We start from the raw sequence: 26396 nt of genomic DNA on the forward strand, positions 1-26396 counted from the left end.
CGGGGGGCATTGCGCCGCGGGGTGGTCTGGGGGTGGTGGGGTGGTGTGGGGGGGTGGGCCTTGGGGGGGTGGGTTTTGTTGGCGGGGGTTTTGGGGTTGTGGGGGGGGGTGGGGTTGTTGGGGGGGGGGGTTGGCGAGAGGAGGTGAGAGGGCGAGAGGAGGTGGATGAGAGAGGGGGCTGTGGACGTGGGGGTGGTGGGGCGTGATGATGGGTTTATGTCGTCCTTTGATGAGCCGATCAGTGGCGTGGCGGGGGTGGGGCAGCCGTTGGAACCTGCTGTTCCGCGGGATGCGTTGGAGGATGTGGTGGATGTTTCGCTTGCTGGGGGGTTCATTCCGGGGGGGTCGGGGGGCTCGCATCGGTCGGCGTATCCGCCTATTGATGACTACGCGTTCTTGTCGGATTGTGAGACCAGTTGTCTGGTTGCGCGTAATGGGGCTGTGGAGTGGATGTGTTTGCCGCGGCCGGATTCGCCCAGTGTGTTCGGGGCGATGCTGGATCGGAGTGCGGGGCATTTTCGGGTGGGGCCGTATGGGGTGAATGTGCCGGCGGCTCGGCGCTATCTGCCGGGCGGGATGATCGTGGAGACGACCTGGCAGACCGAGACGGGGTGGTTGATCGTCCGCGATGCGCTGGTGCTCGGGCCGTGGCACAACAACGACAAGCGCAGTCGGACCTATCGCCGTACGCCGCGGGACTGGGATGCCGAGCATATTTTGCTGCGCACGGTGAAATGTGTGAACGGTGTGGTCGAGTTGGAGCTGACCTGCGAACCGTCCTTCGACTACCACCGCGGCGTGGCCTCCTGGGCCTACACGGGGCAGGTGTACGAGCAGGCGACCGCCACCTGCGCGGACGTGCCGGGCGCGCCCGAACTCACCCTCACCACCGATATGCGGCTGGGGCTGGAGGGGCGGTCGGCGCAGGCCCGCACGCGCATGCAGGAGGGCGACGAGGTGTTCGTGGCGCTGTCCTGGTCGCCGCTGCCGCCGCCGCGCACCTTCGCCGAGGCCGCGCAGAAGATGTGGGCAACGACCGAGTACTGGCGCCAATGGATCACGCTCGGGAAGTTCCCGGACCACGAGTGGCGCGGCTACCTCCAGCGCAGCGCGCTCACCTTGAAGGGCCTCACCTACGCGCCGACCGGGGCCCTGCTCGCGGCCGCCACCACGTCGCTGCCGGAAACCCCTGGGGGCGAACGCAACTGGGACTACCGCTACAGCTGGGTGCGCGACTCCACCTTCGCCCTGTGGGGCCTCTACACGCTGGGCCTCAACCGCGAGGCCGACGACTTCTTCGCCTTCCTCTACGACGTCGCCAACAGCGACAACGGGGACACCCTGCCGCTACAGGTGCTCTACGGCATCGGCGGCGAACGTGAGATCACCGAATACGAACTCGGGCATCTGCACGGTTACGACGGCGCGCAGCCGGTCCGCATCGGCAACGACGCCTACCAGCAGGATCAGCACGACATCTGGGGCACCATCCTGGATTCGGTGTACCTGCACGTGAAGTCGCGCCAGCAGGTGCCGGAATCGCTGTGGCCGATCCTGGAGCGGCAGGTGCGGGCCGCGATCGAGCACTGGCGCGAGCCCGACCGCAGCCTGTGGGAGGTACGCGGCGAACCCCGGCACTTCACCTCGTCGAAGGTGATGTGCTGGGTGGCGCTGGACCGCGGCGCGAAACTGGCCGAGATGCACGGCGAATACGACTACGCCGAGAAGTGGCACGATATCGCCGCGGAGATCCACGCCGACATCCTCGACAACGGCGTCAACGCCGACGGCGTCTTCACCCAGACCTACGGCGGCGACACCCTGGACGCCTCGCTGCTGCTGGTCCCCCTGCTGCGATTCCTCCCGCCCGACGACGCCCGGGTGCGCAAGACCGTGCTGGCTATCGCCGACGATCTCACCGAGCAGGGCCTGGTGCTGCGGTATCGCACCGAATCCACCGACGACGGTCTGAGCGGTAAGGAGGGCACCTTCACCATCTGTTCGTTCTGGCTGGTGTCGGCGCTGGTGGAGATCGGCGAGGTGCAGCGCGCGCGGCATCTGCTGGAGCGGCTGCTGGGCTATTCGAGCCCGCTCAAGCTCTACGCCGAGGAGATCGATCCGAGATCGGGGCGGCATCTGGGGAACTACCCGCAGGCCTTCACGCATCTGGCGCTGATCAACGCCGTCATGCACGTGATCCGGGCGGAGGAGACGGTCGGCGCGGGCGAATTCCATCCGGCGCACCGGACCGCTTGAGCCCTAGCGGTCGGCCGGCGACTGCCCGCCCGTCGGCGTGCACTTGATCGTGTCGAACTCGGCTTGCCCACGCCATTCCGGGCGCGCCCGCAAACGCGCCTGGGAGGTGCCGTTGCGGGCCTCCACGACGACGGGCTCCAACTGCTGACCGTCGTAACCCTGGGCCGTGCAACTGTAGGTCGGTACGGCGGCGGCTTCCGGGGCGACCACCACGGCCACCGCGGAACCCAATAACAGGGCGACCGGCAGACCGGCGACGAGTTTGGTGCGCACAACGACTCCATCCCGCGACAACACGTTCGGCCAGGTAACTTACCCCACCAGCCTGTCGGCAGCACCCGGATCGGGTCGCCGCGGACTAGGCGGCGTCGGCGCGTTCGCGGATGTCGCGGAGGCGGACCAGGGTCTTCTCGATCTCGGTGAGGCGGCGGTCGCGGCTCTCCGGGGAGTGCACGGCGGCGGCTTCCTCGGCGGCGCGCAGCGATTCGTCGACCGTGCGCAGGGTCTGATTGGCGATCTCGGTGAAGTGGTCGCGCAGGGTGCGCTGCACGTTGCGCAGCCGGAACCGGGATTCCTTGCTGACCTGGAAGATGACGTCGTCCATCAGCCGCGCCACGGCCACCTTCGCCTCGGACTGGCGACGGTCCCGGCGCATCTTGCGGTCCTCCCACACCGCGTTGATACCGAGCGCCGCCGCGGCCGCACCCGAATACCAGTTCACCAGAGGAAGATTCAGCAACTGGGTGAGCACGCCGACCATCAGCAGGCCGCCGTATGACCCCCGCATGGCGTTCAGAACCGATTGGGTGACACTGACTTTCGCGCTGCCCAGCGGTTCCAGTGACGCCACCGGCTCGAGTACCTCGCCCGGATTCTCCAGCCGCATGTCCGGCAGCGGCACATCCCATTCGGTGTGCGGGAACTTCTCCGACACCTGCTCGGCCAGTTCGATCGAGCGGTAGTGCGCGATGACGAAGTTCTCCTCGACCGCCTCGCAGATGCGGGCGTCCAGGTCGGCGCCGAACTCCTGCCAGCGGCGGGCCGGGTCGCGCTTGCCGATCTCCGACTCGGCCTCCCGGATCAGCGTGCGCAGCCGGTGCCGCAGGTCGTGTTCGATGTCGGCCATCAGCTCCGAACAGCCGTCGGCCAGGGTGACCTGCCAGTTCGCCGAGCGCTGCCGCAGTTCGTCGGCGTCGGCGCGGGCGGTGCGCAGTTGTTCGGTGAGCGCGCTGCGGCGGCGCGGGTCGCGCAGCGTCTCGGCCTCGGTGCGCAGCGCCATCGCCAGGTGGTCGGTGATGGTGCGGATGTCGCGGACCGCGGCCTCGCGGGCCACCGCGTCGGCGCGCGCAAGCACGTACTCGCGCAGGTGATCCAGCAGTTGCGGCACCCCCGACTCGAGGTCGCGGCGCTGATCGCCGCCGGCCCGCAGGTGCAGTTCGGCGGAGATGGGCGCGACGGCGAATCCGAGCCCGGCCGCGTCCAGCAGTTCCCGGTTGCGCTGCTGCACCCGCGCCCAGTACGGGTACCGATCGATCTTGTTGAGCACGCAGATCACCGTCGGGCAGACCTGCTGGATGCGCTGCAGCAACGCGATCTGGTCGGGCGTGTACTCCGCCCCGGCGTCGGCGACGTACAGCGCGGCGTCGGCGGCCGCGATCAGAGACCAGGTGGTCGGGGTGTCGGCGGGTGCGCCGGGCGCGTCCATCACCACGAAGCCCTCGGCCAGCAGCGGGCTGGGCTCGGTGAATTCCGCGCGGATGACGTCCGCGGCGGCGAGTGCCGGGCCCGGGTCGAGGGGGTCGACGGACTGGCGTTCGGTGCGGCCGCCGCCGATCGCGCGGACCAGGGTCGCCGTCGGCCGCGGGCCGTACTCGGCGATCGCGGGCACGCTGATCGGGCTGTCGGTCGGGCTGACCGCCGTCCCGACCAGGCCGTTGACCAGCGTGCTCATGCCGTTCTTCGGCTCGCCGACCACGACCAGGCGCACCCGGGGATCGGCCACCCGCGCGCGGGCCATGCCCAGCCGGGCGGACAGGTCGGCCCGGCCCGCGGTACGGGTCTGCTCGAGCAGGTCGTCGAGCAGTCCGAGCAGCGGCGCCATCGCGTCCGGATGCTTGGCGGCGGCGGATTCCACTGCGGCCGTTCCGGTCACAGCATGATGTGGTGGTCGGTGACGGGGTGCAGCACCGGGTGATCGAATTCCGCGCCGGTCGGGCCGGGCAGCAGGGTGCCGGACAGCGCGTGGTGGTCGCCGCCGGACAGGCTCACCGGCCACGCCGCGGCGTCGGCCGAATCCGACTGGTACGACATCGGTTTCACCGGGTGCACGCCGTTGGGCGCCGGGTCGATGGTCGTCGGCGGTTTCACCGTGTGCGGCTGGGTCATCGGCTGCGTGTGGGTCGCGACGCCACCGCTGTCGCCGGGATCCGGCTGCACCGGCTTGCTGATGCTGGGAACCGTCGGAGCATGACTGGGCATGGTAGTGGGGGCGGACCCGGTCGGTTCGTGCGAGGGCATGTCGCGGGTGGGTTCGTGACCCGAGCCGTCGTGCGTCGGGAGCGTCGCGGTCGGCTCGTCGCCGTCGGACGGGGTGGGCCGGTGCGCGCCGCTCGCGGGCTGATCGGAGTCCGTGTCGCGCGGCAAGGTGACCGTGGGAGTGACGCTGGTGGGGTCCGTGTCCCTGGTCCCGCTCGGGTTCGTGGACGTTCCCGGCCTGGTGTTGTCCGGCGTCGACGGATCGGGTTTGGTGGTGCCCGGCTCCGTGGTCGGCACGACCGTGGTCGACCGGCCCGGCCCGAAGATCGGCAGGCCCGGCGTGCTGGGGTCGGGGCTGTGCGACGACGTGCCGCCGGGAGTGGTCGGACCGACGTGCGGCATGGTCGACGGCGCGGAGCTGCCCGTCAACGCCTGAGTGGGCGTCGACGACACCGGCGAATCCTCGTGCGGGCGAGTCGAACCCGGATACCCGGCGTGGTCCGGACCGCGTTCGGACAGTGCCGGCCCGGCAACGACGGGCACGGTCAAGGGCACCGAACCCGGATGCGCGAACAGGACATTGCCGACCGGGTGCGCGGCCATCTCCGGCTGAACGGTGTTCTGCAGCGGTGTCACGACAACGGGCTGAGCGATGACCGGCGCGGGCGGAGGCACCGGAGCCGGCGGAGCCGCGATAGGCGCGGGCGCGGTGGTAATGGGTTGTGCCACAGCGACATTCGGCATAGGCGCGGGAGCCACAGCGGGCATGGGCGCGGGAGCCGACAACTGCGCGGGAGCGGCGGCGAAAGGCGCGGGAACTCCAGCAGGGCCACCCGCAACCGGGACAGGTGCACCACCCATAGCGGGGGCACCACCGACCGCGGGCGCGGCACCCACCGCAGGCGCACCACCTACCGCGGGGACACCGCTCACCGCAGGCGCACCTACCGCGGGAGCACTACCCACCGCGGGCGCGGCGCCCATCGCGCCACCGGGCTGCACACCCGGACCAGCGGACTGCGCGCCCACGACAGGCTGCGCACTCCCAGCGCCAGCGACATGTGTACCCGAACCAGCAGACTGCGCACCCTCCCGACCGGCGGCATGCACACCGGAACCGGCGACTTGCGCACCTTCGGGACCGGACGGCAATCCATGCGAACCCAGGATCACGGAACCCGATCCGGCCCCCGGCTGCACACCAGCCGCCACCGGACCACCGTGCACGTCGGTACCCGTACCCTGCGCGCCGACACCGTGCGAACCGGGGATCGCGGAACCCGACGGGGTACCCGGCTGCGCACCGAACGCTGCCGGACCGCCATACACGTCGGTACCCATACCCTGCGCGCCGACACCGTGCGAACCGGGGATCGCGGAACCCGACGAGGTACCCGGCTGCGCACCGAACGCTGCCGAACCGCCATACACGTCGGTACCCGTACCCTGCGCGCCGACACCGTGCGAACCGGGGATCGCGGAACCCGACGAGGTACCCAGCTGCGCACCGAACGCTGCCGGACCGGCGTGTCCGTCGATCCCCGTGGCCTGTGCGCCTGCCGAACCAGCCGCTTGCGCGCCTACCGGACCGCCGAACTGCGCGCCGTGCGAGCCGGGGATCATGGAACCCGGTCCGGCCTCCGGGTGGGCAGCAGTTGCCGGACCGATGTGCGTATCCGTGGTTTGCGGGCCGGCGGCAGTGGGATCGAGTGGTGTGCCCGGGGCGTGGGAGCCGAGGCCGGGCAGCAGAGGGCCGTCGCCGGGGGTCGACGGGTTGGCAACGCCGCCGAGCCAGTCACTGTAGTGGTCGAGTTGGTGGCCGACATCCCCGACGACTATGTCGACCTGGGCGCCGCCGGTCACCCAGATGCCGTCGAGACCGATGTGGGCGTCGAGGGTCGCCTGGGTGTCGAAGAACACGCCGATCATGTGGCCGTCGCCGATCCCGTCGAACGCGTGGCCGGTGTCGGTGGTGCCGTCGGGCAGGCCGAAGCCGTTGGCTCCCAGCCCGTTCATGCCCGGGAGATTGAGACCGTAGGTGCCGGGCAGGCCGAGGCCGTGCCCGAACGCGCCCGTCGGATGCGGGTGCGCGTCGAACGGCCCGAACCAGTGCCCGTCCTCGTCGTCGGGCAGCACGCGACCGGTCGAGGCGACGTCGCCGACCGTGGAGCTGGTCGGATGCGTCAGATAACCGGGCAGGTCGAAGCCCTCGTCACTGAAGCCCGGCAGGCCCGGCAGCCCGAAACCGGGATCGCTGAGCGAGCCGAACGGCAGCGAACCGGAATCGCCGTAGTCGGGCATCGTGGACTGACCCGAACCATGCGACCCGCCGGGCGCCTGCCCCCCGGAACCGCCCGACGACACCGACGGCGAATATCCGTCACCCGTCGGGACCGAGTACCAGTACCCGCCCCCGTTGAACGAGCCGTCCGGTGTGGACATCCCGAAGCCGCCGTCCTGCGGCGGAGTCCACTGGTGCGGGGCGGCGGGCTCGGCCGGCGCGGGCTGGCCGAGCACCGGGGGCGGCACGGAATCCGGATCCGGATCGGGATAGGTCACCACCGGGCTGGGCGCGTCGGGCTGCGGATCGTCGGGAACCAGGCCCGTGATGCGGCTGGTGTGCGACTCGTTGGTGGGCGCCGGGGAGCCGTTGGAGGCGATCAGCGCGCCGCCGGTGACATACGCGCCCGCCCGCGCCACCCGCGCGACGCCGGTGGCGACACGATATGCGGCGTCTCCCGCATGATCGCCCGCGCCCGGATCGTCGTCCTCGATGGGCAGGTCACGCGTCATACAAGCTCCGCTCTCAGGTGTTCGGTGTCCGAACCGAACGGTGGTGTTGCCAATTCAGATCGCTTTACACCTTATTTCCGGACAACCGGCCTGTCACATCCTTTGGGCCCGGTCGGCACGGCCGTCTTCGAACCGCCGAACGGGAACCGACCATACGCCGGTGCGCTCCACATCCTGGCAGTGCTGGTTTCAGTATGAAAGCCCCGAGATCAACGGGCAATACCAACCGGTCACACGCTCAGACCAGCGCGAACGCGCCGCTACTTTCCCTTCGACTTATCCGTCGACGACTCCGTGGAAAGCGCCGCCACGAAGGCCTCCTGCGGCACATCGACCCGACCGATGGTCTTCATACGCTTCTTGCCCTCCTTCTGCTTCTCCAGCAGCTTGCGCTTGCGGCTGATATCGCCGCCATAGCATTTGGCGAGCACGTCCTTGCGAATCGCGCGAATGTTCTCGCGGGCGATGACCTTCGACCCGACCGCCGCCTGAATCGGCACCTCGAACTGCTGACGCGGGATCAGCTCCTTGAGCTTCTCGGTCATCCGCCGACCGTAGGCCTGCGCCGCGTCGCGGTGCACGATCGCCGAGAACGCGTCGACCGCCTCACCCTGCAGCAGGATGTCCACCTTCACCAGGTCGGCCTCCTGCTCGCCGGCCTCCTCGTAGTCGAGGCTGGCGTAACCGCGCGTGCGCGACTTCAGCGAATCGAAGAAATCGAAGATGATCTCCGCCATCGGCAGCGTGTACCGCATCTCGACGCGGGTTTCCGACAGATAGTCCATGCCGCCCAGCTCGCCGCGGCGCGACTGGCACAGCTCCATGATGGAACCGATGAATTCGCTCGGCGAGATGATGGTGACCTTCACGATCGGCTCGTACACCGCCCGCGACTTGCCCTCCGGCCAATACGAGGGATTGGTGACGACATGCTCCGTGCCGTCCTCCATGACCACCCGGTAGATCACGTTGGGCGCGGTGGAGATCAGATCCAGATCGAATTCGCGCTGCAACCGCTCGCGGGTGATCTCCATATGCAGCAGGCCCAGGAACCCACAGCGGAAACCGAAGCCCAGCGCCACCGAGGTCTCCGGCTGATAGGTCAGCGCGGCATCGTTGAGCTGCAACTTGTCCAGCGCGTCACGCAGATCCGGATAGTCCGAGCCGTCCACCGGATACAGGCCCGAGAACACCATCGGCGACGGCTCGCGGTAACCGGTGAGTGGTTCGGCGGCACCGCCGCGCGCGAAGGTCACCGTGTCGCCGACCTTCGACTGACGCACATCCTTCACACCGGTGATGAGATAACCGACCTCACCGACACCGAGTCCCTGCGTCGGCTTCGGCTCCGGGGAGACGATCCCGATTTCCAGCAGTTCGTGCGTCGCGCCGGTCGACATCATCTTGATCTTCTCGCGCGGCGTGAGCTTGCCGTCCACCACGCGGACGTAGGTGACCACGCCCCGATAGGTGTCGTAGACCGAATCGAAGATCATTGCGCGGGCCGGGGCGTCGGACTCACCCACCGGCGCCGGGACCTTCTCGATCACGGTGTTCAGCAGCTCCGGCACACCCACGCCGGTCTTGCCGGACACCCGCAGCACATCCTCCGGCTCACAGCCCACGATGTGGGCGAGCTCCGCGGCGTAGCGATCCGGATCGGCGGCCGGCAGATCGATCTTGTTGAGGACCGGGATGACCTCCAGATCCTTGTCCAGTGCCAGATACAGATTGGCCAGCGTCTGCGCCTCGATCCCCTGCGCCGCGTCGACCAGCAGCACCGCGCCCTCGCACGCCTCGAGCGCCCGCGACACCTCGTAGGTGAAGTCGACGTGGCCCGGAGTGTCGATCAGGTGCATCACGTAGTCGTCGCCGTCGACCGACCACGGCAGCCGGACGTTCTGGGCCTTGATGGTGATACCGCGCTCCCGCTCGATATCCATCCGGTCCAGGTACTGCGCGCGCATCTGCCGCTCCTCGACCACGCCGGTCAGCTGCAGCATGCGGTCGGCCAGGGTGGACTTCCCATGGTCGATGTGGGCGATGATGCAGAAGTTCCGGATCCGCGCGGGATCGGTGAACGTCGTATCGGCGAAGCTAGGCACTCCACCCTCTCTCTGATTGCGCCGCCTCCGGCGTCGCGGGTTTGCGGTGTTCGATTGCCGCGGCTCCGCCACGGCGGGTTTTCGGCGCCCTATGGCTCGGTTTTCGGCGGCCGCCGCTTGCTCCTTCGTCGCTTGCGCGGCGGCCACCGAAAACCGAGCCGCGCCGCAAACCGTTGGGGAGGCGGGGGCCGTTCGCTTGTGTTTCAGCTTATGGGCAAGCGTCGGCGGAGTTGAAACGGCCCTCCTCCCGGGGGCCGGTCGACGGGGTTGCCAGGAGATCTCGGGCACAGCAACGCTGGTTTGTGGTCTGGGGCATCTAGGCGCGGAACTGGTCCGCGGAGGTTCGGGTTGGCAATTTCGCCCCTCGCGCAAAGGGGTTGGGGTGGGGTGAGTTTGCGTGCTTGCGCCGATATAGTCCGACTCATGGCCAGTGCGTGGAGTTCTCTCGGCAAGCAGTTGGGGACCATTGCCAGGGAGCAGGGGCCCAAGATCGTCAAGAAGCAGGCGCCGAAGCTGGTCGGGCGGGTGCAGCGGTCGCCGGTGTGGGAACGGGCGCTGGGGCGGCGGAAGGCGCCGGTGGTGGCGGTGCGGCCGACGGCGTCGCCGCCGGTGCCGACGCGGGAGCGGGCTCGGCAGGTCGTGTACTGCCCGCAGTTGGACGGGCGGGCGGATCCCGGTGAGATCGTCTGGACCTGGGTGCCTTTCGAGGAGGATCCGCACAACGGCAAGGATCGGCCGGTGCTGGTGGTGGGGCGGGAGCGGAAAACATTGCTGGGGCTTATGCTTTCGTCCAATCCGGAACGCGGTCACGATCGTCATTGGATCGAGATTGGTTCGGGGCCTTGGGATTACGCCGGGCGGCCGAGTTGGGTGCGGCTGGACCGGGTGCTGGACGTGCCCGAGGCGGGCATTCGCCGCGAGGGCGCCGTGTTGCCGCGGAAGACCTTCGATCGGGTCGCCCACCGGCTGTGCGCCGAGTACCACTGGTTCTGAACCGGACCGACGACGACAAGGGGGCGCGGTGGACAGCACACCGGAGGACAGCACCGCGGCACTGCGGCGGGTCATCGAACGGAATTGGGACGCACGCACTCCCATCCACGTGGCGTCCCGGTTCTACGCCGGCCGGGACTCGGACTCCTGGTTCGCTCCGTTCGAATGGGACGATCTCGGCCCGCTCGCCGACCGCGATCTGGTGCACCTGCAATGCCATCTGGGCACCGAGACCGTCGCGTTCGCCCGGCGCGGCGCCCGCGCGGCCGGTCTTGACATCTCCGGCCGATCGATCGAGTACGCGCACCGCCTCGCCGACGAGCACGGCGTCGACATCGACTACGTCCGATCCGATGTGTACGACGCGGTCCAGGCACTCGGCGCCGAGCGCTTCGACATCGTCTACACGGGCAAGGGCGCACTGTGCTACCTGCCCGACCTGGACCGCTGGGCCGCGGTCGTCCGCGACCTGCTGCGGCCCGGCGGCCGGTTGTACCTCGTGGAATTCCATCCCCTGCTGACCTCGCTGGGCCCCAAACCCGGCCCGGACGACGGCCCGGAACTGCTGCTGCGCCACGACTATCTCGAGGGCCGCGGCGCCGTCGAGCACAACGCCACCCACACCTACACCGACGGTCCCGCCCTGCCCGCCGACGCCACGCGGGTCTACGAGTGGGCGCACGGCCTCGGCCACGTCGTCACCGCCCTGGTCCGCGCGGGGCTGACGATCACCGGGCTGCGCGAGACCGAACTGCTGCCGTGGCCGCGCTGGGAACGCATGGTCCGCGACGAGGCGAGCGGATGGTGGCGGCTACCCGCGGCCGATCCGCGGGTGCCGCTGCTCTACGCCCTCAGCGCCGCCAAGCCGTGAAACCGATCAGGAGACCATGTTGCGGGAACGGCCGAACAGCAGCCCGTACACCAGCGCGCCGAGCAGCCCACCGATGAGCGGGAACACCACGAACACCCACACCTGCGCGAGCGCACCCGGCTGGTAGGGCGCGACGGCCAGGCTGCGGGCCGGATTCACCGAGGTGTTGTCGATCGGGATCGAGATGAGGTGCGCCACCGCGAGCGTGATGCCGATCGACAGCCCGGCCAGCGGCACATCCGACAGCTGGTCGGTGGAGGCCAGCACCACGAACACCAGCAGCGCCGTCAGGATCACCTCCACGGTGATGGCGGCGGCAAGGCCGTAGCCGTTCTGCACCAGCGTCCCCATCGGCCCGTCCACCTGCAGCTTCGACGGACTGTGCGCGCCCCACCCGTTGGCGCCGAGGCCGTCGCGCACCCGGTGGTAGCTCGGCAGGTTCTGTGCCAGCGCGTACACCACCGCGCCCGCCGCGAACCCGCCGATCAGCTGCGCCACGACGTAGCAGCCCGCGGTGACCGCGTTGATCCGTCCGAGCACCAGCTGGCCCAGCGTCACCGCCGGGTTCACGTGGCATCCCGAGATCGGCCCGATCGCATACACCAGGAACAGCAGCGTGAATCCGAACGCGAGCGCCACGCCGAGCGCGCTCACCCGCTCCCCCGCGATCACCGCCGTGCCGACACCCCCGAGCACCAGTACGAATGTGCCGATCGCCTCGGCCAGCAGCTTGCGCGTCAGCGGCACCGGCCGCCGTTCGACGTCTTCCTCGACAACTTCCTGAGCAGTCGGAGACATGTATCTGCCACCCTTCCCGTTCGAACGGAATGCTTCGAGACCAGGTAATGCGCGGAGATTTCGGACGCTACGCCGGCCGGTACTCCGGCACAACGGAAACCGCGCCGCCACGCCGGACATTCGGAAATCGGGCAAAAACGGCGCGGCGCTCTCATCGTGCGGAATCGAGCACGATCGGCAGCTCGACCGGCCCGGTGGTGCTGATCTGCGGCACATACGCCAGGTCCGCGGGATCGCAGGCGAGCGCCAGCCGGGGGAACCGGTTGAACAGCATCGACAGGGCGATCCGGCTCTCCAGCCGGGCCAGGGGCGCACCCAGGCAGAAATGCGGTCCACGGCCGAAGGCCAGCTGGTCGCGATGATCGTGGTCGATGTCGAAGGTGTCCGCGTCGGGGTAGTGCCGCGCGTCGCGGCCGACGCCGCCGTGCCAGAGCACCATGCTGCCCGCCGGGATGTCGACGTCCGCCACCGTGACGTCGCGGAGCGGATAACGCATCAGCGCGCCGACGACCGGCGACCCGTAACGCAGCGCCTCCTCCACCACATCGGCCCACCGCGACTCCTCGAGCGCCTTGGCGCGCTGCTCCGGATTGGTGCACAGGGTCACGACGGCCGTGCTCAGCAGGTGCACCGTCGTCTCGTGCCCGGCCACGATCACCAGCCACAGCATGTTGACCATTTCCTCGGTGGTCAGATTGTTGTCCTCGTTGGCCTGCAGCAGGGCGGTGGTCAGGTCGTCGCCGGGTGCGCGGCGCTTGCGATCGAGCAACTCGGTGAAGTAGCCGATCATGCCGATCATCGCGTTCTGGGCCTGTTCGCCGGTGCTCGTGGCCGACACGATGGTGGCGGTCCAGTCCTTGATCCGGGTCTGCTCGACGCCGGCGGGCACTCCGAACAGTTCGCAGATCACCCGGACCGGGAGCGGGGTGGTGAAGTTCGCGACCAGGTCGACCTTGTTGCCCGCCGGGAAGTTCGCGATCAGGTTCGCGGTGATCTTCTCGATCCGCGGTTCCAGGGCGGCGATCCGGGCCGGTGTGAAGGCCTGGCTGATCGTCTTGCGCAGCCGACGGTGCTCGAGGCCGTCGAGGTTGAGCATGTGATCCATATCGGTCAGCGCGCGCAGCGGCCAGTCGGCCGCAATGGTGCCGTCGCGCAGGGCCGGGCAGTTGGCCGCGCTCTTGGCGAACAGCTTGTCGTCGAGCACCTCGCTGACGGCGCGGTAGCTGACCGCGACGAACGCCGGCACGCCCCCGGGCAGCTCGATCGGGACCACCTCGCCCGCGGCCCGAATGCGGGCGTAGGTCTCGTGGACGGATTCGCCAGCGGTAGGAAGCTGGATGACTGCGTCGGACATGATGTCTCCCAAGGGTTTTCCGGCTGTTCCTCCGCAGTCTCGGTGGTGCCGGGCGCTCGCCGGTAGCTCTTGCGGGATCTCCTGCCCGCCAAAACAATTCATCGGCACAAAAACGTAAGTCGCCCGTGACAGGCGATAACTCGCGCCGCTGTCGCGACTGGTGGAGAATTCACGCACGCACCGGTCGCCGTCCGAGCCGAGGATCGAGCCACCCATGAGATACGACCAGCTGACCATCGAGGACGCCCAGCAGTGGACCGAACTCACCAACACCTTCGTGCCGATGGATCATCGGATCGGCGCGCCGGAACGCTGGACCTCCACGCTGAGCGTGCAGCAGACGTCCACCTACAGCCTGCTGCGCTGGGACGAACCGGGCGACCGGGTCGCCTACCGCACGCCCACGCATGTGCGGCGCACCCCCGCCGACGACTTCTATTGGCTGGTCCTCCCGCGCCACGCCCCTTTCACCCTCGGCTGGCAGGGCGACGGGTTGACGGTGCCGCCCGGCCGAGCCCTGCTGATGGGCCTGGATCAGGTCTGCCGGATGCGGCCCGGGCCGACCGCGCTGGCCCTCCAGTTACCCCGCACCGAGATCGACCACGCGGTCCCGGCCGCGGCGCCGCGGCGCACCGTGCTCGACCTGACCTCCGGCCTCGGCCGTGTCACCGGGTCGCTGATCCGCAGCGTGCACGCCGAACAAGCGCGGCTCGGTGACCAGGAGTTCGATGGGCTGTGCGATCGGATCGGCGAACTGCTGTGCATGCTCGCGCTCGGCGATCTGCGGCCGCAGCGGGGACAATTGGACGAGACGGTGGCGACGGTCCGGCGCTACGTGCGCGAGACGGTGGGATTCGGTGACGTGCGGCTGCCCGCGGTCGCCCGCGCCCTCGGCTGGTCGCCGCGACAGCTGCGCGCGGTGCTGCAGCAGGCCGGCACCACCTATCGCGATCTGCGCCGGGAGGAGGCGCTGCGGGTCGCCCGCGACATCATGGAACGCCCCGGGCCGCCCTCGATCAGCATCACCGAGATCGCCGCGCGCAGCGGGTTCACCGCGACCTGGTTCTCCGCCGCCTTCAAGGCCCGCTACGGTGAGACGCCGCGAGAGTTCCGGCAGCGGCGAACGCGGTCCGGGTGAGCTTCGCCACGGCATTCCTCACAACGGGATTGCCTCGGCACGGCCCCGGCCGGGGTGATTTCGCCCCGGACCATGCCAACTGGTAACCTCGATCGTCGGCGAGGCGCTGCGCAGCTGGCGCGGCGCGCCCAGAGACTTCAGAGCACGAAACCAACTGACGACAGGAATCAGAGGAACAGGCGTGGCCAACATCAAGTCCCAGATGAAGCGGATCCGCACCAACGAGGCGGCGCGGCAGCGCAACCAGTCGGTCAAGTCCGCGCTGCGCACCTCCATCCGCAAGTTCCGCGAGGCCGCGGCTTCGGGTGAGAAGGGCAAGGCGGAGGAGCTGCTGGTCTCGGCGAGCCGCGACCTCGACAAGGCCGCCTCGAAGGGCGTCATCCACGCCAACCAGGCCGCCAACAAGAAGTCGGCGCTGGCGCTGGCCTACAACAAGCTGGGCTGATCCCGCGCGGTAGCACTACCGCGCACCTACTTCGTGATGCCGCCGTGGCAGAGGGTCTGTGAGAGCAGACGACCACGGCGGCTTTTGTCGTGTCCCGCAAGCTGACTCGCCAGGCTCGGGTCCGTCGGATACCGTGAGCGGGTGTTCGGTGGGGAGTTGAGCAGAATAGCGGTGCTGATCGCGGCGGGGGCGGCGTTGGCCGGATGTGGCGGATCTTCCGCTCCCGCAACGCATCCGGAGCCGGTGGCGGCCACCACGGCGGTGGAGTCGGCGGGGCTGCCGGGGTTCGGGTCGACCGGCGCCCACGGAAAGCTGGATACCGCGAGCAATCCCGACTGGATGGCCGCGTTGCCCGACGATCGTCCGCTGAGCCGGATCTCGATTCCCGGCACCCACGACACCCTGGCCGTGCACGGCGGTAAGGCGGGTCCGGCGGTCGTCACGCAGGAGACCTTCGACAAGGGCTGCGCGGACGACCGCTGCACCTCACGGCAGAGCCTGCGCATACAGTTGGAGGCCGGTATCCGGGCGCTGGACGTGCGGGTACGCCGCGACGAGACCGACTCGCTCGCCGTGCAGCACGGGGGTTTCTTCCAGCAGGTGAGTTTCGACGACGTGCTCGGTGTGGTCGACGACTTCCTGTCCCGGCACCCGCTCGAGACGGTGCTGATGCGCGTGAAGGCCGAATGCACCACCGTCGCCAAGCCTTTCGGCTGCACCGATGCCGGTGGCGTGCCGCCGGACCTGGCCCGAATCGACCGGACCCTCGCCGGACAGCCGCGGATCTGGCGGCCGTCGGCCAGCGGCCGTGCCGAGATCCCCGCATTGCGCGAGGTGCGCGGGCGGATCGTGGTCACCCAGTTCAGCGATATCGCCGACGGCGGCAGCCGCGGTCTGGCCGTCGACGCGCAGGACCTCTGGGACGGCCCCGACATGGACGCGAAGTGGGCCGCCATCGCCGCCCACCTCGACCGCGCCGCCACCGCCGCCCCCGGCACCCTCTACCTCAACTACCTCTCCGCCAACGGCGCCCCCGACCCCACCAAACTCCCCCGCCGCTACGCCACCGTCGAGAACCAGCACGCCCTCGACCGCCTGCGCACTACCTCCGGCGCACCGACCGGGATCTTGATGACGGATTTCCCGGGTCCAGCGCTGGTCGGGGAGATCATCCGCCACAACACGGGGTAGGTGGACATCGCGCCGACCCGGTATCTGCAATAGCAGCAATGCAGGCATTGCAGCTAGACTGGCGACATGACCGCCCTGACCATTCGCGATGTACCCGATGAGGTGCTGCAGGCCGTCAAAGTCCATGCCGCACAGGCCGGTTTGTCGCTGCAGGCGTACATGCTCACGCTACTCGAGCACGAGGCCACTCGCCCCAGCCCGTTGGCTCCGGCGGGCGAGACCAGGGGCCAGCGCGCGGTCCGCCGCGCTCGCGGCAGTGCGAACAACCCTGAGACCAGGGGGATGTCGACCGAGGAGCTCATGAAACTGCTGCGCGGTGCCTAAGACGCTGGCCGATACGTGCGTCCTGCTCGACATGCTGGGCGACGACCCGAAATGGGCAGATTGGTCTACCGAGCGGATACAGGCGGCCATCGACGGCGACGGCTTGGTGATAAACCCGATCGTGTACGCCGAGGTCTCGATTCACTTCGCGGAGATCGAAGCACTCGAGGCGGCGCTGCCACCGGCGGACTTTCGCCGCGAGGCCCTGCCGTGGGAGGCAGGATTTCTGGCCGGGCGGGCCTATCTGCATTACCGGCACCGGGGCGGGGCGAAGACCTCGCCGCTGCCGGATTTCTATATCGGTGCACACGCGCTGCTGAACGGTCATCGCCTGCTGACTCGCAACCGCAAGGACTTCCGCAACTACTTCCCGGCTCTGGAGATCATTGCGCCCGAATAGGCCAGCGGGTCAGCGGGTTTCGTGGAGGTCGAGGATTCGGGAGAGGGCGTGTTCGAGGGCGAAGTCGGTGTCGGCGGCGCCGCCCTTGACGTCGGCGTTGAGGGCGGCGACCACCTGGAGGGCGGTGCCGATGGTGGCGGGGTTCCAGCCGCGGGCCTGCCCTTGGGCCTTCTTGACCTTCCACGGCGGCATGCCCAGCGAGGAGGCCAGTTTGAACGGGTCGCCGCGGCCGGCCGAGCCGACCCGGGCGATGGTGTGCACGGAATCGGCGAGGGCGTCGGCGAGCAGGACGGCCGGGACGCCGCGGTCGGTGGCCCAGCGGAGCGCTTCCATGGCGGCCGGGCGGTCGCCGGAGACCGCGAGTTCGGCGACGTCGAAGCCGGTGACCTCGGCGCGGCCGGAGTAGTAGCGACGCACGGCGGCGACGTCGATCTTGCCGCCGGTGTCGGCGGCCAGTTGCGAGCAGGCCGCGGCTAGTTCGCGCAGATCCGAACCGACGGCCTCCAGCACCGTCTGCACCACCTCGCCGGGGACGCGGAGACCGGCCGCGCGGAATTCGTTGCGCACGAACTCGATTCGCTCACCCGCCTTGGTGACCTTGGCACACGGATGCACGACCGCCCCGGCCTTCTGCAGGGCCGGGGCCAGCGCCTTCGCGCGGCCGCCGCCGGTGTGCAGGATTATCAGCACCACGCCCTCCGGCGGGGCCGACGCCGCCTCGGTGATCACCGCGACGGCGTCCTTGCCCGCCTCGGCCGCCGACTCGAGGACGATCACACGATCCTCGGCGAACAGCGACGGGCTCAGCAACTCGGCCAGCTCGGAACTGCTCGCGTCCCCAGCACGCAGCCGATCCACCGGCAGTGCATCCGGACCTGGTGCGACAGCGCGCACCTGCGCCACGATCGCGGCGACCGCGCGCTCGATCAGCAACTCTTCTTCACCGAGCACGAGATGGACAGGTCCGGGGCGTTCGGTCACGCGGACGATCCTACGGGTGTGGTCCGACATCCCGCCCCACCCCCGAAGACCTTCGGCCATGTTGGCGGCCACTCTCATGGCTGGTGGACGGATGAGGCTTACGGCGTTGATGGTTCGGGAGCGATCGTTCGACGGGCACGGATCGGTCCGGAAGCAATCCATCGGCGGGCACAGGTTGGTCCAGGAGCGATCCACCGGTGGGCGCACGTTGGTTCGGGGGCGATCCTTCGGCGGGCACGGGTCGGCCCGGGAGGGAACTACCGGCAGGCGCGGGCCTGTCCGGGAGCGATCCGTCGGTCGGCGCGGGCCGGTCCGGGAGCGATCGTTCGACGGGCACGGATCGGTCCGGAAGCAATCCATCGGCGGGCACAGGCCGGTCCGGGAGCGATCCACCGCTGGGCGCACGTTGGTCCAGGGGCAATTCACCCGTGGGCGCACGTTGGTTCGGGGGCGATCCTTCGGTGGACGCGGGGTCGGGGCGGAGCGGGGCCGTAGTTCGATGGCGGGTTGATGGGAGGGCGAGTCGGTACAGCACGAGGATCAAGAGGCCGGTGATGGTGGTGGCCGTGAGGCCGGTTCGGAGGCCGCTGGGGACTATGAGTGAAATGTCCAGGGCGGCACCGTGTTCGGCGACGGCCAGTAACCACCACAGGGGTGGGCCGGTCAGGTGGAGCAGCAGGACGGCGGCGGGCTGGTACAGGCAGGACAGTGCCGCGGCGACGGTTCCCAGGATGGTGATGGGCGCTACCACCGGCTCGACCAGGACGTTCGCCAGGATGGCGAGCAGGCCGACGTGGCCGGTTAGCGCGGCGATAATCGGGGTCGTCACCAGGAAGGCCGCGGTGGCGACGGCGAATGCCTCGGCTACCGGGCGAGGCCAGCCGTGCCGCTGCAACCACAGCGCCCAGTTCGGCGCCAGCAATATCAGCCCGGCCGTCGCGAACACCGACAGTGCGAATCCGGCGTTCACGGCCAGTGCGGGCGAGTACGCGAGTAGACCGAGCACGGCCGCGCACAGGGCGGGCAGCGCCTGTTTCCGGCGCCCGGTCGTCGCGGCCAGCAGCGCGATCGCGCCCATCGCGGCCGCCCGCAGCACCGAGGGCGACGGTCGCGCGAGGATCACGAACATCATCAGCGCCGCCGCCGCGAGCGCGATGCCCAGCCGGGCGTCCAGAGTCAGCAATCGCACGGTGAGCAGCACGGCGGCGAAGAGGATCGAGACGTTCATGCCCGACGCGGCCGTCAGGTGCGCCAGGTCTGTCTTCTCGAAATTCTCCCGCACGTGTTCGGGCAGGTGCGACACGTCACCGGCGACCAGCCCCGGCAGCAGCCCGGCGGCATCATCGGGCAGGGCGCGATCGCACGCGGCCACGAATCTCGCCCGCACCGCGCCCGCGATGTCCTGGTACCACCGCGCTCCCGAGACCGTTCGCGGCGGACCTTGCGCCCGGAGCACTGTGACCGTCAGGTCCCGCCGCCACGGCCGGTCGGTCCGCGCGCGGAATTCCACTGTCTCCCCGGGCAGTACCCTCGGCCAGCCGTTGTCGGGCGCGATGATCACCACGGCTCCGCCCGCCCGCACAGGCACCTCACCGTGCCGATACTCCCGCAGATTGGCCCGTACCAGCCATTGGCGACCGCCGAAGGCTTTGCGGGTCAACGGTTTCGGGTCATCCACCGGTGTGGCGACGATCGTCACATAGGTGCCCGCCGCCGCAGCTCGCAACGGATGCGTCGCCACTCGATACTCCTGCCAGGCGGCAGCCACCGCGAATCCCCCACCCGCCAGCACCGCCGCCAATGCCGACACGACCACCACGCCGCGACGGTGTCGCCGGGCCACGCTCCGGCCGCTCGCACCTCGGTTCCCGGCCCGCCGCGACCGCCGCACCCCCACAGCCAGCGCCACCCCGGCCACAACGAGCGCCGCTGCCAGCGTCAGCCCCGCCCGCCACCCGCAGGTGACGGCCACAATCGTTGCGCCCCAGCACATCACCACCGCAGGCACCAGCCGCACATCCAGCGGCTGCGGCTCGACAACCGGATCGCCCACCCCTCGCCGATTCCGTCCCGACCCGGACCCGGCGGAGCCGTCGACAGCCACGGAAGCCGAAGGCGTACGAACACGAGACAACCGAACCTTCATGCCCCGCCCACCGACCTCCCGCCGTGACGGCAGTGCGGACGTCCTCGGGCCGACACTGCCCCGGGAGTCAGTTGCTGAACCCACAGGCACTGGGCTCAGAGGGAATCGACTCGAAAGGGATGGACTCGAAGCGAATCGACTCGAACGGGACGGACTCGAAGCGAATCGACTCGAACGGGACGGACTCGAACGGGACAGATGCGACCGGGACGGACTCGAAGAGGATGGACCCGAAGGGAAGCGGCCCGAAAGGACTCGACGCACGGTGGTCGCCAGTGACCGAAGCGCGCTGAGGGTAGGCCTGGAGGCGGAGATGTTCATACCGTGACCAAATCGCGGATGCGGGCGAGGCGGGAGGGGCCGATTCCGGTGACCTCGGAGAGTTGGTCGACGGACGTGAAGCGGCCGTGTTCGGTGCGCCAGGCGAGGATGGCGCGGGCCGTGGTGGGGCCGACGCCGGGGAGCGCGTCCAGTTCGGGCTCGGTGGCGGAGTTGAGGTCGACTTTCGCGGTCGGGGAAGGTGGTGTGGCGCCGATGCTGCCGGGACCAGGGGCCTGCCTGCTACCGGGGATGACGACGCTGCCCAATTGTGGTGGGCCGGGATTCGATCCGGCCGGCCCGACCACCACCTGGTCGCCATCGGCCAGCCGTTGGGCCAGATTCAGGCTCGCCAGGTCGGCGCCGTCGCGCGTCGCGGCGGCCGAAAGTGCGTCGGCGACACGGGAACCCGGCGGCAGGTGCAGCAGTCCGGGACGCTCGACCAGGCCAATCACGCTGACCACCAGTTCGGCCCCGCGAGGCACCGGAGTGACAGCCCCCGAGTCCACCCCGCGACTACCCGCGGGCACCTGTGTAGCCGCACCCGAGCCGGTGCCACGGCTACCCGACGGCACCTGTGTGGCGGCGCCCGGGTCGGCCCCAGGGCTACCCGAGGGTGTGGCGGCGCCGATCGCGCCCGCGGTCGGTAGCGCATCGGAGTCCGAATCCGCAACGTCGGCGTTCATCGCGCTGGTCCGCACCACCGGCAACGGCGGAACCGGTTGTGCCACTGGCCTTTCCCGCTGCGCCGCCGCGCCCGCGATGATCACCGCCACCACCCCGACCACAGCGAGCACCAGCACTCCCCGCCGTCCCGGATCGAGCCGGGTCCCGCGGAACCGCTCCGGCACCAGCCGTTCGTGCCACGCCGCGAGACCTCCCGAGGGCTCGCTCAGCCACTGCGGTGTGCGCGGCCCCTCGACCACCTCGCCCCAGTCGTCGGCGGCGGACCGTTCCGGCCCCCGATCCTCCTCCTGTTCGAACTCATCGAGATCCCAACGCCCACCCGCAACAGACCGGGTACCGGCCGGTTCACCGGCCAGCGCCCCGAGCCGCTCCCGCACCCGCCGCCGCTCCTCGTTTCGCGCCATGCGAGCCACCGTATGCACCCCGCACCCCGAGACCTCCCCGCCGACAAGCCCTTTCGCCAAACCTGGGGACAACAGATCCCCTGTGCACAACCAGCCGCACCACAGTCGAACCTGTCACACCGATCTGATAGCCCACGAACGTGTCCGCCCAACATCTCGGTCCACGTAGCAATCAGCTTGCGACACAGGGCCAACGACACCGAACGGCGCAACGAACATGGTCACTCCGCTCGATCCAACAGCTCAGAGCATGTCGGGAGATCCGCCCGCCATAGCCCCGCGCAGAACACTCCTCCGCTCCATCGACCACACGAGGCCAGACCAGACCAGAATGCAACCGAGGGGCCACTGGCCATGACGACCACTCCTCGATCAACCACACCACGCCAGGCAAGAACCCCACGCACCGATAGAGCCACTCACTACGAGCCGACCACTCCGCTCGACCAACCACGCCACGCCACGAAGTCCCTACGCGACCGAGGGACCGCTGCGGGTCGAGTACTCCGCTCGATCAACCAGGCCAGGTAAGTGAACCGGGGTATCGATCCGACCGGAAATCACCCGGCGTGCTTGCCTACCCGCTCAGTCTCGAGGGCGGCGGGCGTAGTGGACGGTTCTGGCGGTCAGGAGGAAGACGTCGGGGCGCTGGTCGATGCCCGAGGGGTCGTTCGGGTCCAGGAGGCGGTCCAGGGTGGTGCGGTCGTCGGGGGCCAGGTCGTCCGCCATGCCGCGGTAGCGCTCGATCCACTGGCGTACAGAGCGGCGCGGGCCGGCCTCCAGCGGGGCGGGGCGGTCCACGAGGAAGGTGCGGCTGTGGGCGTCGATCAGGCCCGCGGCGCGCAGCAGGGCCGGCCAGTCCTCGGTGACGGCGACCGCGTCGGGCAGTTCGGCACGCATCCGGTCGAATCGTTCCGCCATCACAGCGTCCAGCCGGACCTGCAATCCCGGCCGACCGAATCCGATGTCGCGCGGCAGCCAGCGCGCCGACAAGCCGCCTTCGGCGATGGCCAGCACACCGCCCGGCCGCAGCAGTCCGGCCATGCGGGTGAGGGCGTCGAGCTGATCGCCGACATGGTGCACCACATTGGCCGACCACACCAGATCCGCCTCCGGCAGCCCGCCCAGATCCTGCGGGAACTGCGCCACCCGCGTGTGCACCCGCACGCCGAGATCGCGGCCCCGCTGCTCCGCGCGGGCGAGCAGTTCGGGTGTGCCGTCCACTGCGATCACCTCGGCATCGGGAAACCGCTCTGCCAGCACGCTCGCCGCCACGCCGGGACCGGCACCGATATCGAGGATCCGCTCCGGCTTCAGGTCGGATAGTTCATCAAATGCCCCGTGCAGGTAGGGGCTGTACGCCTCGCCCTCGTCCACCAGCATGTCGGCCATCGCGGCCCAGTCGAAATCGTCGTGGTTCATGACATCGACAATGCCGACCGTGTGCGCATTCCGGCAAACATTGTTGCCGATTCGGCAAACGGTCAGGCGCAACCGCCTGGCACCACCACCACACCCACCGCGCCGGGCCCCAGATGCACGGCAAGCGTCGGCCCGAATTCCGCGCTGACCAGCTCGCGGATGCCGGGGATGAGGTCGTTGAGCTGCGCGGTGATGGTGGCGGCGGCCTCGGGCGCGCCGAGATGCTGGACAGCTACGGTGGCGCCGCCCTCCCCTGCCGCGCCGACGGCGGCCGCGACGAGCTTCGCGTGCGCCTTGGACCGCGTGCGCGCCTTCTCACGCAGCTCCAGGCGGCCGTCGACCATCTGCAGAATCGGCTTGGTGACCAGCTCGGTGCCGAAAAACGCGGCGGCCGAACTCAATCGGCCGCCGCGGCGTAGCTGCTCGGTGCGATTGACCACGATGAACGCCCGTCCCCTCACCGCAGCCGAAGCCGCCGCGTCGTAGACGACGTCCAGCGCCGCGCCCTCGCGAGCCCGGCGCGCGGCGGCCAGCACCGGCAGACCGGTGCCGAGCCCGGCGCTGAGCGAATCCACCAGCCGCACCCGCTCGGCGGCGTCCATATCGCGGATCGCCTGCCTGCCCGCCTCCCAAGTTGCCGACAGCTGCCGCGAAATATGCACGGCCACAACGCCGTCGCCCTCGCTGAGGGCCAGAGCCCGCTCGTAGGCGGCGCGCAGTTCGCCCGGCGCGGCGGCCGAGGTCGTCACGGTCGAGGACGCGTAATCGATCGGCTCGTCGTCGATGCCTTCCCGGTACGCCCGGTCATCGACCAGTACGTGCAGCGGCACCACCAGAATGCCCAGCTCCTCGACAAGGGCGACGGGCAGGCTGGCGGACGAATCGGTCACCACCACGACGGCCACGGCTATCCGGCCTCTCCCGAGCCGAGCGGCTGCGTGTCACGAACCATCGGACGCCGACACAACCCGTCGGCAAGCTCCTGTTCACCCACCCCCGAAGCCCCGCAGCGCTCGAGCGGTGGTCGATGGCAACGGGTGGCCGAGCGGTGTTTTTCGCTGAGTCCCAGGAGGATCCGGCTCATGCACCGGCCTCGGGCGCGCGGACCTCCGCCAGCGCCTTCACCATGGCGCGGGCGACGGCGCTGTGGCCTTCCCAGCCCCAATGGATGCCGTCGGGATTCGACTCGCCGTGGAAGATGTTGTCTCGCACGGCTTCCGCGAGATCAACGAGCGGCACGCCGGACTTCTCCGACCACGCGCGGAGCGCCCGCACCGCCGGCTCGCGGCCGGTGTGCACGCGGCCGTAGGCCTCGCAGTCGTGCACGGACGGCAGCACACCGACGATCGGCAGTTCGGGCCGCAACTGCGCCAACGCGTTTCGCGACTGCTCCAGGTAGTCGACGCTGACGTGCGGCGGCAGCGCGACCGGCCTTCCCAGCTTGGACAGTCGCGGTTGCAGCCACTGGTAGCCGGTACGCACCCGCCGCCGCAGCGCGGGCGGCCGCACGTAACGGATGAGTTCGCGCAGCGCGGTCGGCAACGGCGACGGCAGCGAATCCATACCGCCCGTGGCGAACACCACCGCGCCCGCCCGCGGCACCGCCGCCCACACCCGCGGATCACCGATCAGCGCCCAGTGCGCATCCCGGCACGTCCAACCGATCCGAGCAACCAACTCCACATCCCAATCCAGTTCAGCCGCAACCAGATTCGGCCAAATCCGCGGATCGTCAGCCGCCAGCCCACCCTTGGGCCCGAAGTATGCCAGCGAATCCGCGATCACCAGCAAAACTGGCCGACCGGACCCCGCGGCGACACCGTCCTCAGGCACCGCCACAGCGCCGTCCTCAGGCGCCGCTGCCGGAGGATCGGCGGACGGCACCGCAGCGCCGCTCAGTGACGCTGCGGTGGGGGAAGGAGGCTGCGGGTCTGGGCGGTCGTCGGGGTCGGCGTGGCCGGACTGGGTCACGTCGATCGCCCTCGGAACAACCGCGATACCGCTCTGCGCAGGAACCCTCCGCCGGAACCGGAATCCGCCTCCGGCGCAGCAGGAGTCGTAGCCGCGGCGGTTTCACCGCCCACCGGGGTGCTCGCCGCGCTTTCGTCGGCCGCACTGGCATCGGCAACACTGGCATCGGTCACACCGGCATCCGTCCCACTGGCGTCCGTCGCACCGGCGTCCGTCCCACTGGCGTCCGTCCCACTGGCGTCCGTCGCACCGGCATCCGTCCCACCGGCGTCCGTCGCACCGGCATCCGTCCCACCGGCGTCCGTCGCACCGGCATCCGTCCCACTGGCATCCGTCCCACTGGCGTCCGTCGCACCGGTATCGGGCGCACCCGCATCGGCCGTAGTGGCGGCGGCAGGTGTGGTTTCCGTATCGGTATCGGAAGCCGTCACAGCAGCGGGATCGCCCCCGTCAACTGCTTCGTTCTCCGCGTCGCCGGACATCTCGGTGGATGTCGCGTCACTACCAGCCTCCGAGGCGGCACTCTCCTGCCCCGCAATCGAATTGTCCGCCAACGGTTCAGCACCGTCGGCCACCACGTCAGTTCCGGCCTCAGCCTTCTCCTCGGCCGCGACAGAATCCGATTGCGCCGACGCACCAGGCTCCACAACGCCCGCTGCCGTATCGGCATCGCCCTGTTCCGCTACCGTCTCCGACGCAGCATCACCCGACGTACCGACCGCTTCGGTTGCTTCGGCGGTATCCGCGACCGCATCCTCAGCATCGGTATCGCCCTGCTCGACAGCAACATCCGACGACTCGGCTTCTCCGTCGGCCGGTTCGTCTACCGCCACAGCGCCAGTCGACGCAGCACCGCCATCGGCCGCAGTGTCGGCACCTTCTTGCCCCGCAACCGAATCCGACGGCGAGGACGCTACCGCTTGCTTGTCGGACTCGGTGACATCACCACTCCCCGTATCGGAATCCACAGCCGTCTCGGCTTCCCCCGATCCGGCCTCGGCGGTGACAGCCTGTGTCTCCACCGGCGTTTCGGCATCGGAGGCTGCCGCATCAACACTGCTCTCCTGCTCCGCAACCGGCTCCGGTGGCGTCACCGGGCCGCCGAACAATACGTCCGGCAGATGCCGCACCGGCGCTTCGGACGCCTTGCGGAACAGTTCGTCGGGCACGGATTTGCCGCGCTCGTAGTCGGGTTCGGCCTCCGGTTCCGGGTCTTGGTCGGCTGCGGCGGGCGCGGGCCCGCCGAACAAGGCGTCCGGTAGGCGCCGCACGGGCACCTCGGACGCCTTGCGCAGCAATTCGTCGGAAACCTGCCGGACCGGTT

At 69.5% G+C, this 26396-nt stretch carries 21 protein-coding genes; 8 read left to right on the forward strand and 13 right to left on the reverse strand.

Annotated elements, in window-relative coordinates:
* The first annotated feature begins 216 nt into the window (after positions 1-216).
* Positions 217-2256: a glycoside hydrolase family 15 protein gene (locus QH470_RS15975; protein ID WP_280273152.1), complete on the forward strand. Its 2040-nt coding sequence runs from the start codon at positions 217-219 to the stop codon at positions 2254-2256.
* Positions 2257-2259: 3 nt separating this feature from the next.
* On the opposite strand, the gene QH470_RS15980 is transcribed toward QH470_RS15975, so the two are convergent.
* The 4 genes from QH470_RS15980 to lepA form a co-directional block, all read right to left on the reverse strand.
* Entirely contained in the window at positions 2260-2529 is a 270-nt protein-coding gene (locus QH470_RS15980) for a hypothetical protein (RefSeq protein WP_280273153.1), read from the reverse strand.
* Positions 2530-2614: 85 nt separating this feature from the next.
* The gene (locus QH470_RS15985) at positions 2615-4408 is read right to left on the reverse strand and encodes a P-loop NTPase family protein (protein ID WP_280273154.1); all 1794 of its coding nucleotides are present in this window, start codon (positions 4406-4408) and stop codon (positions 2615-2617) included.
* A complete protein-coding gene (locus QH470_RS15990; protein ID WP_280273155.1) occupies positions 4405-7524 on the reverse strand; it encodes a hypothetical protein in 3120 nt (1039 codons plus the stop codon). The genes QH470_RS15985 and QH470_RS15990 overlap by 4 nt, the downstream gene beginning before the upstream one ends.
* A gap of 260 nt (positions 7525-7784) precedes the next feature.
* A complete protein-coding gene (gene lepA / locus QH470_RS15995; protein ID WP_280273156.1) occupies positions 7785-9629 on the reverse strand; it encodes a translation elongation factor 4 in 1845 nt (614 codons plus the stop codon).
* 423 nt (positions 9630-10052) lie between these two features.
* Between lepA and QH470_RS16000 the strand changes: the two genes are divergently transcribed.
* Positions 10053-10622 carry a type II toxin-antitoxin system PemK/MazF family toxin gene (locus tag QH470_RS16000; protein WP_280273157.1) on the forward strand — a complete coding sequence of 190 codons (570 nt, stop codon included), beginning with the start codon at positions 10053-10055 and terminating at the stop codon, positions 10620-10622.
* 28 nt (positions 10623-10650) lie between these two features.
* Positions 10651-11493, forward strand: a complete 843-nt coding sequence (locus QH470_RS16005; RefSeq protein ID WP_280273158.1) for a class I SAM-dependent methyltransferase — start codon at positions 10651-10653, stop codon at positions 11491-11493.
* A gap of 6 nt (positions 11494-11499) precedes the next feature.
* On the opposite strand, the gene QH470_RS16010 is transcribed toward QH470_RS16005, so the two are convergent.
* Positions 11500-12291 carry an aquaporin gene (locus tag QH470_RS16010; protein ID WP_280273159.1) on the reverse strand — a complete coding sequence of 264 codons (792 nt, stop codon included), beginning with the start codon at positions 12289-12291 and terminating at the stop codon, positions 11500-11502.
* Positions 12292-12442: 151 nt separating this feature from the next.
* Positions 12443-13645: a cytochrome P450 family protein gene (locus QH470_RS16015; protein ID WP_280273160.1), complete on the reverse strand. Its 1203-nt coding sequence runs from the start codon at positions 13643-13645 to the stop codon at positions 12443-12445.
* A 214-nt stretch (positions 13646-13859) separates the two neighbouring features.
* Between QH470_RS16015 and QH470_RS16020 the strand changes: the two genes are divergently transcribed.
* The 5 genes from QH470_RS16020 to QH470_RS16040 all read left to right on the forward strand — a co-directional run bounded on the left by QH470_RS16020 (position 13860) and on the right by QH470_RS16040 (position 17143).
* Positions 13860-14783 carry a helix-turn-helix transcriptional regulator gene (locus QH470_RS16020; protein WP_280273161.1) on the forward strand — a complete coding sequence of 308 codons (924 nt, stop codon included), beginning with the start codon at positions 13860-13862 and terminating at the stop codon, positions 14781-14783.
* Positions 14784-14964: 181 nt separating this feature from the next.
* Positions 14965-15228, forward strand: a complete 264-nt coding sequence (gene rpsT, locus QH470_RS16025) for a 30S ribosomal protein S20 (RefSeq protein WP_280273162.1) — start codon at positions 14965-14967, stop codon at positions 15226-15228.
* 156 nt (positions 15229-15384) lie between these two features.
* The gene (locus tag QH470_RS16030; protein WP_280273163.1) at positions 15385-16419 is read left to right on the forward strand and encodes a phosphatidylinositol-specific phospholipase C; all 1035 of its coding nucleotides are present in this window, start codon (positions 15385-15387) and stop codon (positions 16417-16419) included.
* A 66-nt stretch (positions 16420-16485) separates the two neighbouring features.
* The gene (locus QH470_RS16035; protein WP_280273164.1) at positions 16486-16743 is read left to right on the forward strand and encodes a FitA-like ribbon-helix-helix domain-containing protein; all 258 of its coding nucleotides are present in this window, start codon (positions 16486-16488) and stop codon (positions 16741-16743) included.
* Complete coding sequence (locus QH470_RS16040; RefSeq protein ID WP_280273165.1) at positions 16736-17143, forward strand: type II toxin-antitoxin system VapC family toxin; 408 nt, start codon at positions 16736-16738, stop codon at positions 17141-17143. The genes QH470_RS16035 and QH470_RS16040 overlap by 8 nt, the downstream gene beginning before the upstream one ends.
* A 9-nt stretch (positions 17144-17152) precedes the next feature.
* On the opposite strand, the gene holA is transcribed toward QH470_RS16040, so the two are convergent.
* The 7 genes from holA to QH470_RS16075 form a co-directional block, all read right to left on the reverse strand.
* Entirely contained in the window at positions 17153-18124 is a 972-nt protein-coding gene (gene holA / locus QH470_RS16045) for a DNA polymerase III subunit delta (RefSeq protein ID WP_280273166.1), read from the reverse strand.
* A gap of 10 nt (positions 18125-18134) precedes the next feature.
* Positions 18135-20177, reverse strand: a complete 2043-nt coding sequence (locus tag QH470_RS16050) for a ComEC/Rec2 family competence protein (protein WP_280273167.1) — start codon at positions 20175-20177, stop codon at positions 18135-18137.
* 410 nt (positions 20178-20587) lie between these two features.
* The gene (locus QH470_RS16055; protein WP_425302682.1) at positions 20588-21319 is read right to left on the reverse strand and encodes a ComEA family DNA-binding protein; all 732 of its coding nucleotides are present in this window, start codon (positions 21317-21319) and stop codon (positions 20588-20590) included.
* Between the two features lie 945 nt (positions 21320-22264).
* Positions 22265-23101 (reverse strand): methyltransferase, encoded by an 837-nt coding sequence (locus QH470_RS16060; protein WP_280273169.1) that lies wholly within the window; start codon positions 23099-23101, stop codon positions 22265-22267.
* Positions 23102-23163: 62 nt separating this feature from the next.
* A complete protein-coding gene (locus tag QH470_RS16065) occupies positions 23164-24006 on the reverse strand; it encodes a DegV family protein (protein ID WP_280273170.1) in 843 nt (280 codons plus the stop codon).
* 175 nt (positions 24007-24181) lie between these two features.
* Positions 24182-24934 (reverse strand): diglucosylglycerate octanoyltransferase, encoded by a 753-nt coding sequence (gene octT / locus QH470_RS16070; protein WP_280273194.1) that lies wholly within the window; start codon positions 24932-24934, stop codon positions 24182-24184.
* Positions 24935-25068: 134 nt separating this feature from the next.
* Positions 25069-26370 (reverse strand): hypothetical protein, encoded by a 1302-nt coding sequence (locus QH470_RS16075; RefSeq protein ID WP_280273171.1) that lies wholly within the window; start codon positions 26368-26370, stop codon positions 25069-25071.
* Between the last annotated feature and the right edge of the window lie 26 nt (positions 26371-26396).

Origin of the sequence: Nocardia wallacei (assembly GCF_029868745.1) — a bacterium.
GTDB classification, from domain to species: Bacteria; Actinomycetota; Actinomycetes; order Mycobacteriales; family Mycobacteriaceae; genus Nocardia; species Nocardia wallacei_B.

Bases quoted from the DNA above. Each gene is read 5' to 3' on its own strand.
- QH470_RS15990 (WP_280273155.1), bottom strand. From the start codon at position 7,524: ATGACGCGTGACCTGCCCATCGAGGACGACGATCCGGGCGCGGGCGAT.
- QH470_RS15975 (WP_280273152.1), top strand. From the start codon at position 217: ATGTCGTCCTTTGATGAGCCGATCAGTGGCGTGGCGGGGGTGGGGCAG.
- QH470_RS16060 (WP_280273169.1), bottom strand. From the start codon at position 23,101: ATGAACCACGACGATTTCGACTGGGCCGCGATGGCCGACATGCTGGTG.
- QH470_RS16000 (WP_280273157.1), top strand. From the start codon at position 10,053: ATGGCCAGTGCGTGGAGTTCTCTCGGCAAGCAGTTGGGGACCATTGCC.
- QH470_RS16020 (WP_280273161.1), top strand. From the start codon at position 13,860: ATGAGATACGACCAGCTGACCATCGAGGACGCCCAGCAGTGGACCGAA.
- QH470_RS16035 (WP_280273164.1), top strand. From the start codon at position 16,486: ATGACCGCCCTGACCATTCGCGATGTACCCGATGAGGTGCTGCAGGCC.
- QH470_RS16010 (WP_280273159.1), bottom strand. From the start codon at position 12,291: ATGTCTCCGACTGCTCAGGAAGTTGTCGAGGAAGACGTCGAACGGCGG.
- QH470_RS16015 (WP_280273160.1), bottom strand. From the start codon at position 13,645: ATGTCCGACGCAGTCATCCAGCTTCCTACCGCTGGCGAATCCGTCCAC.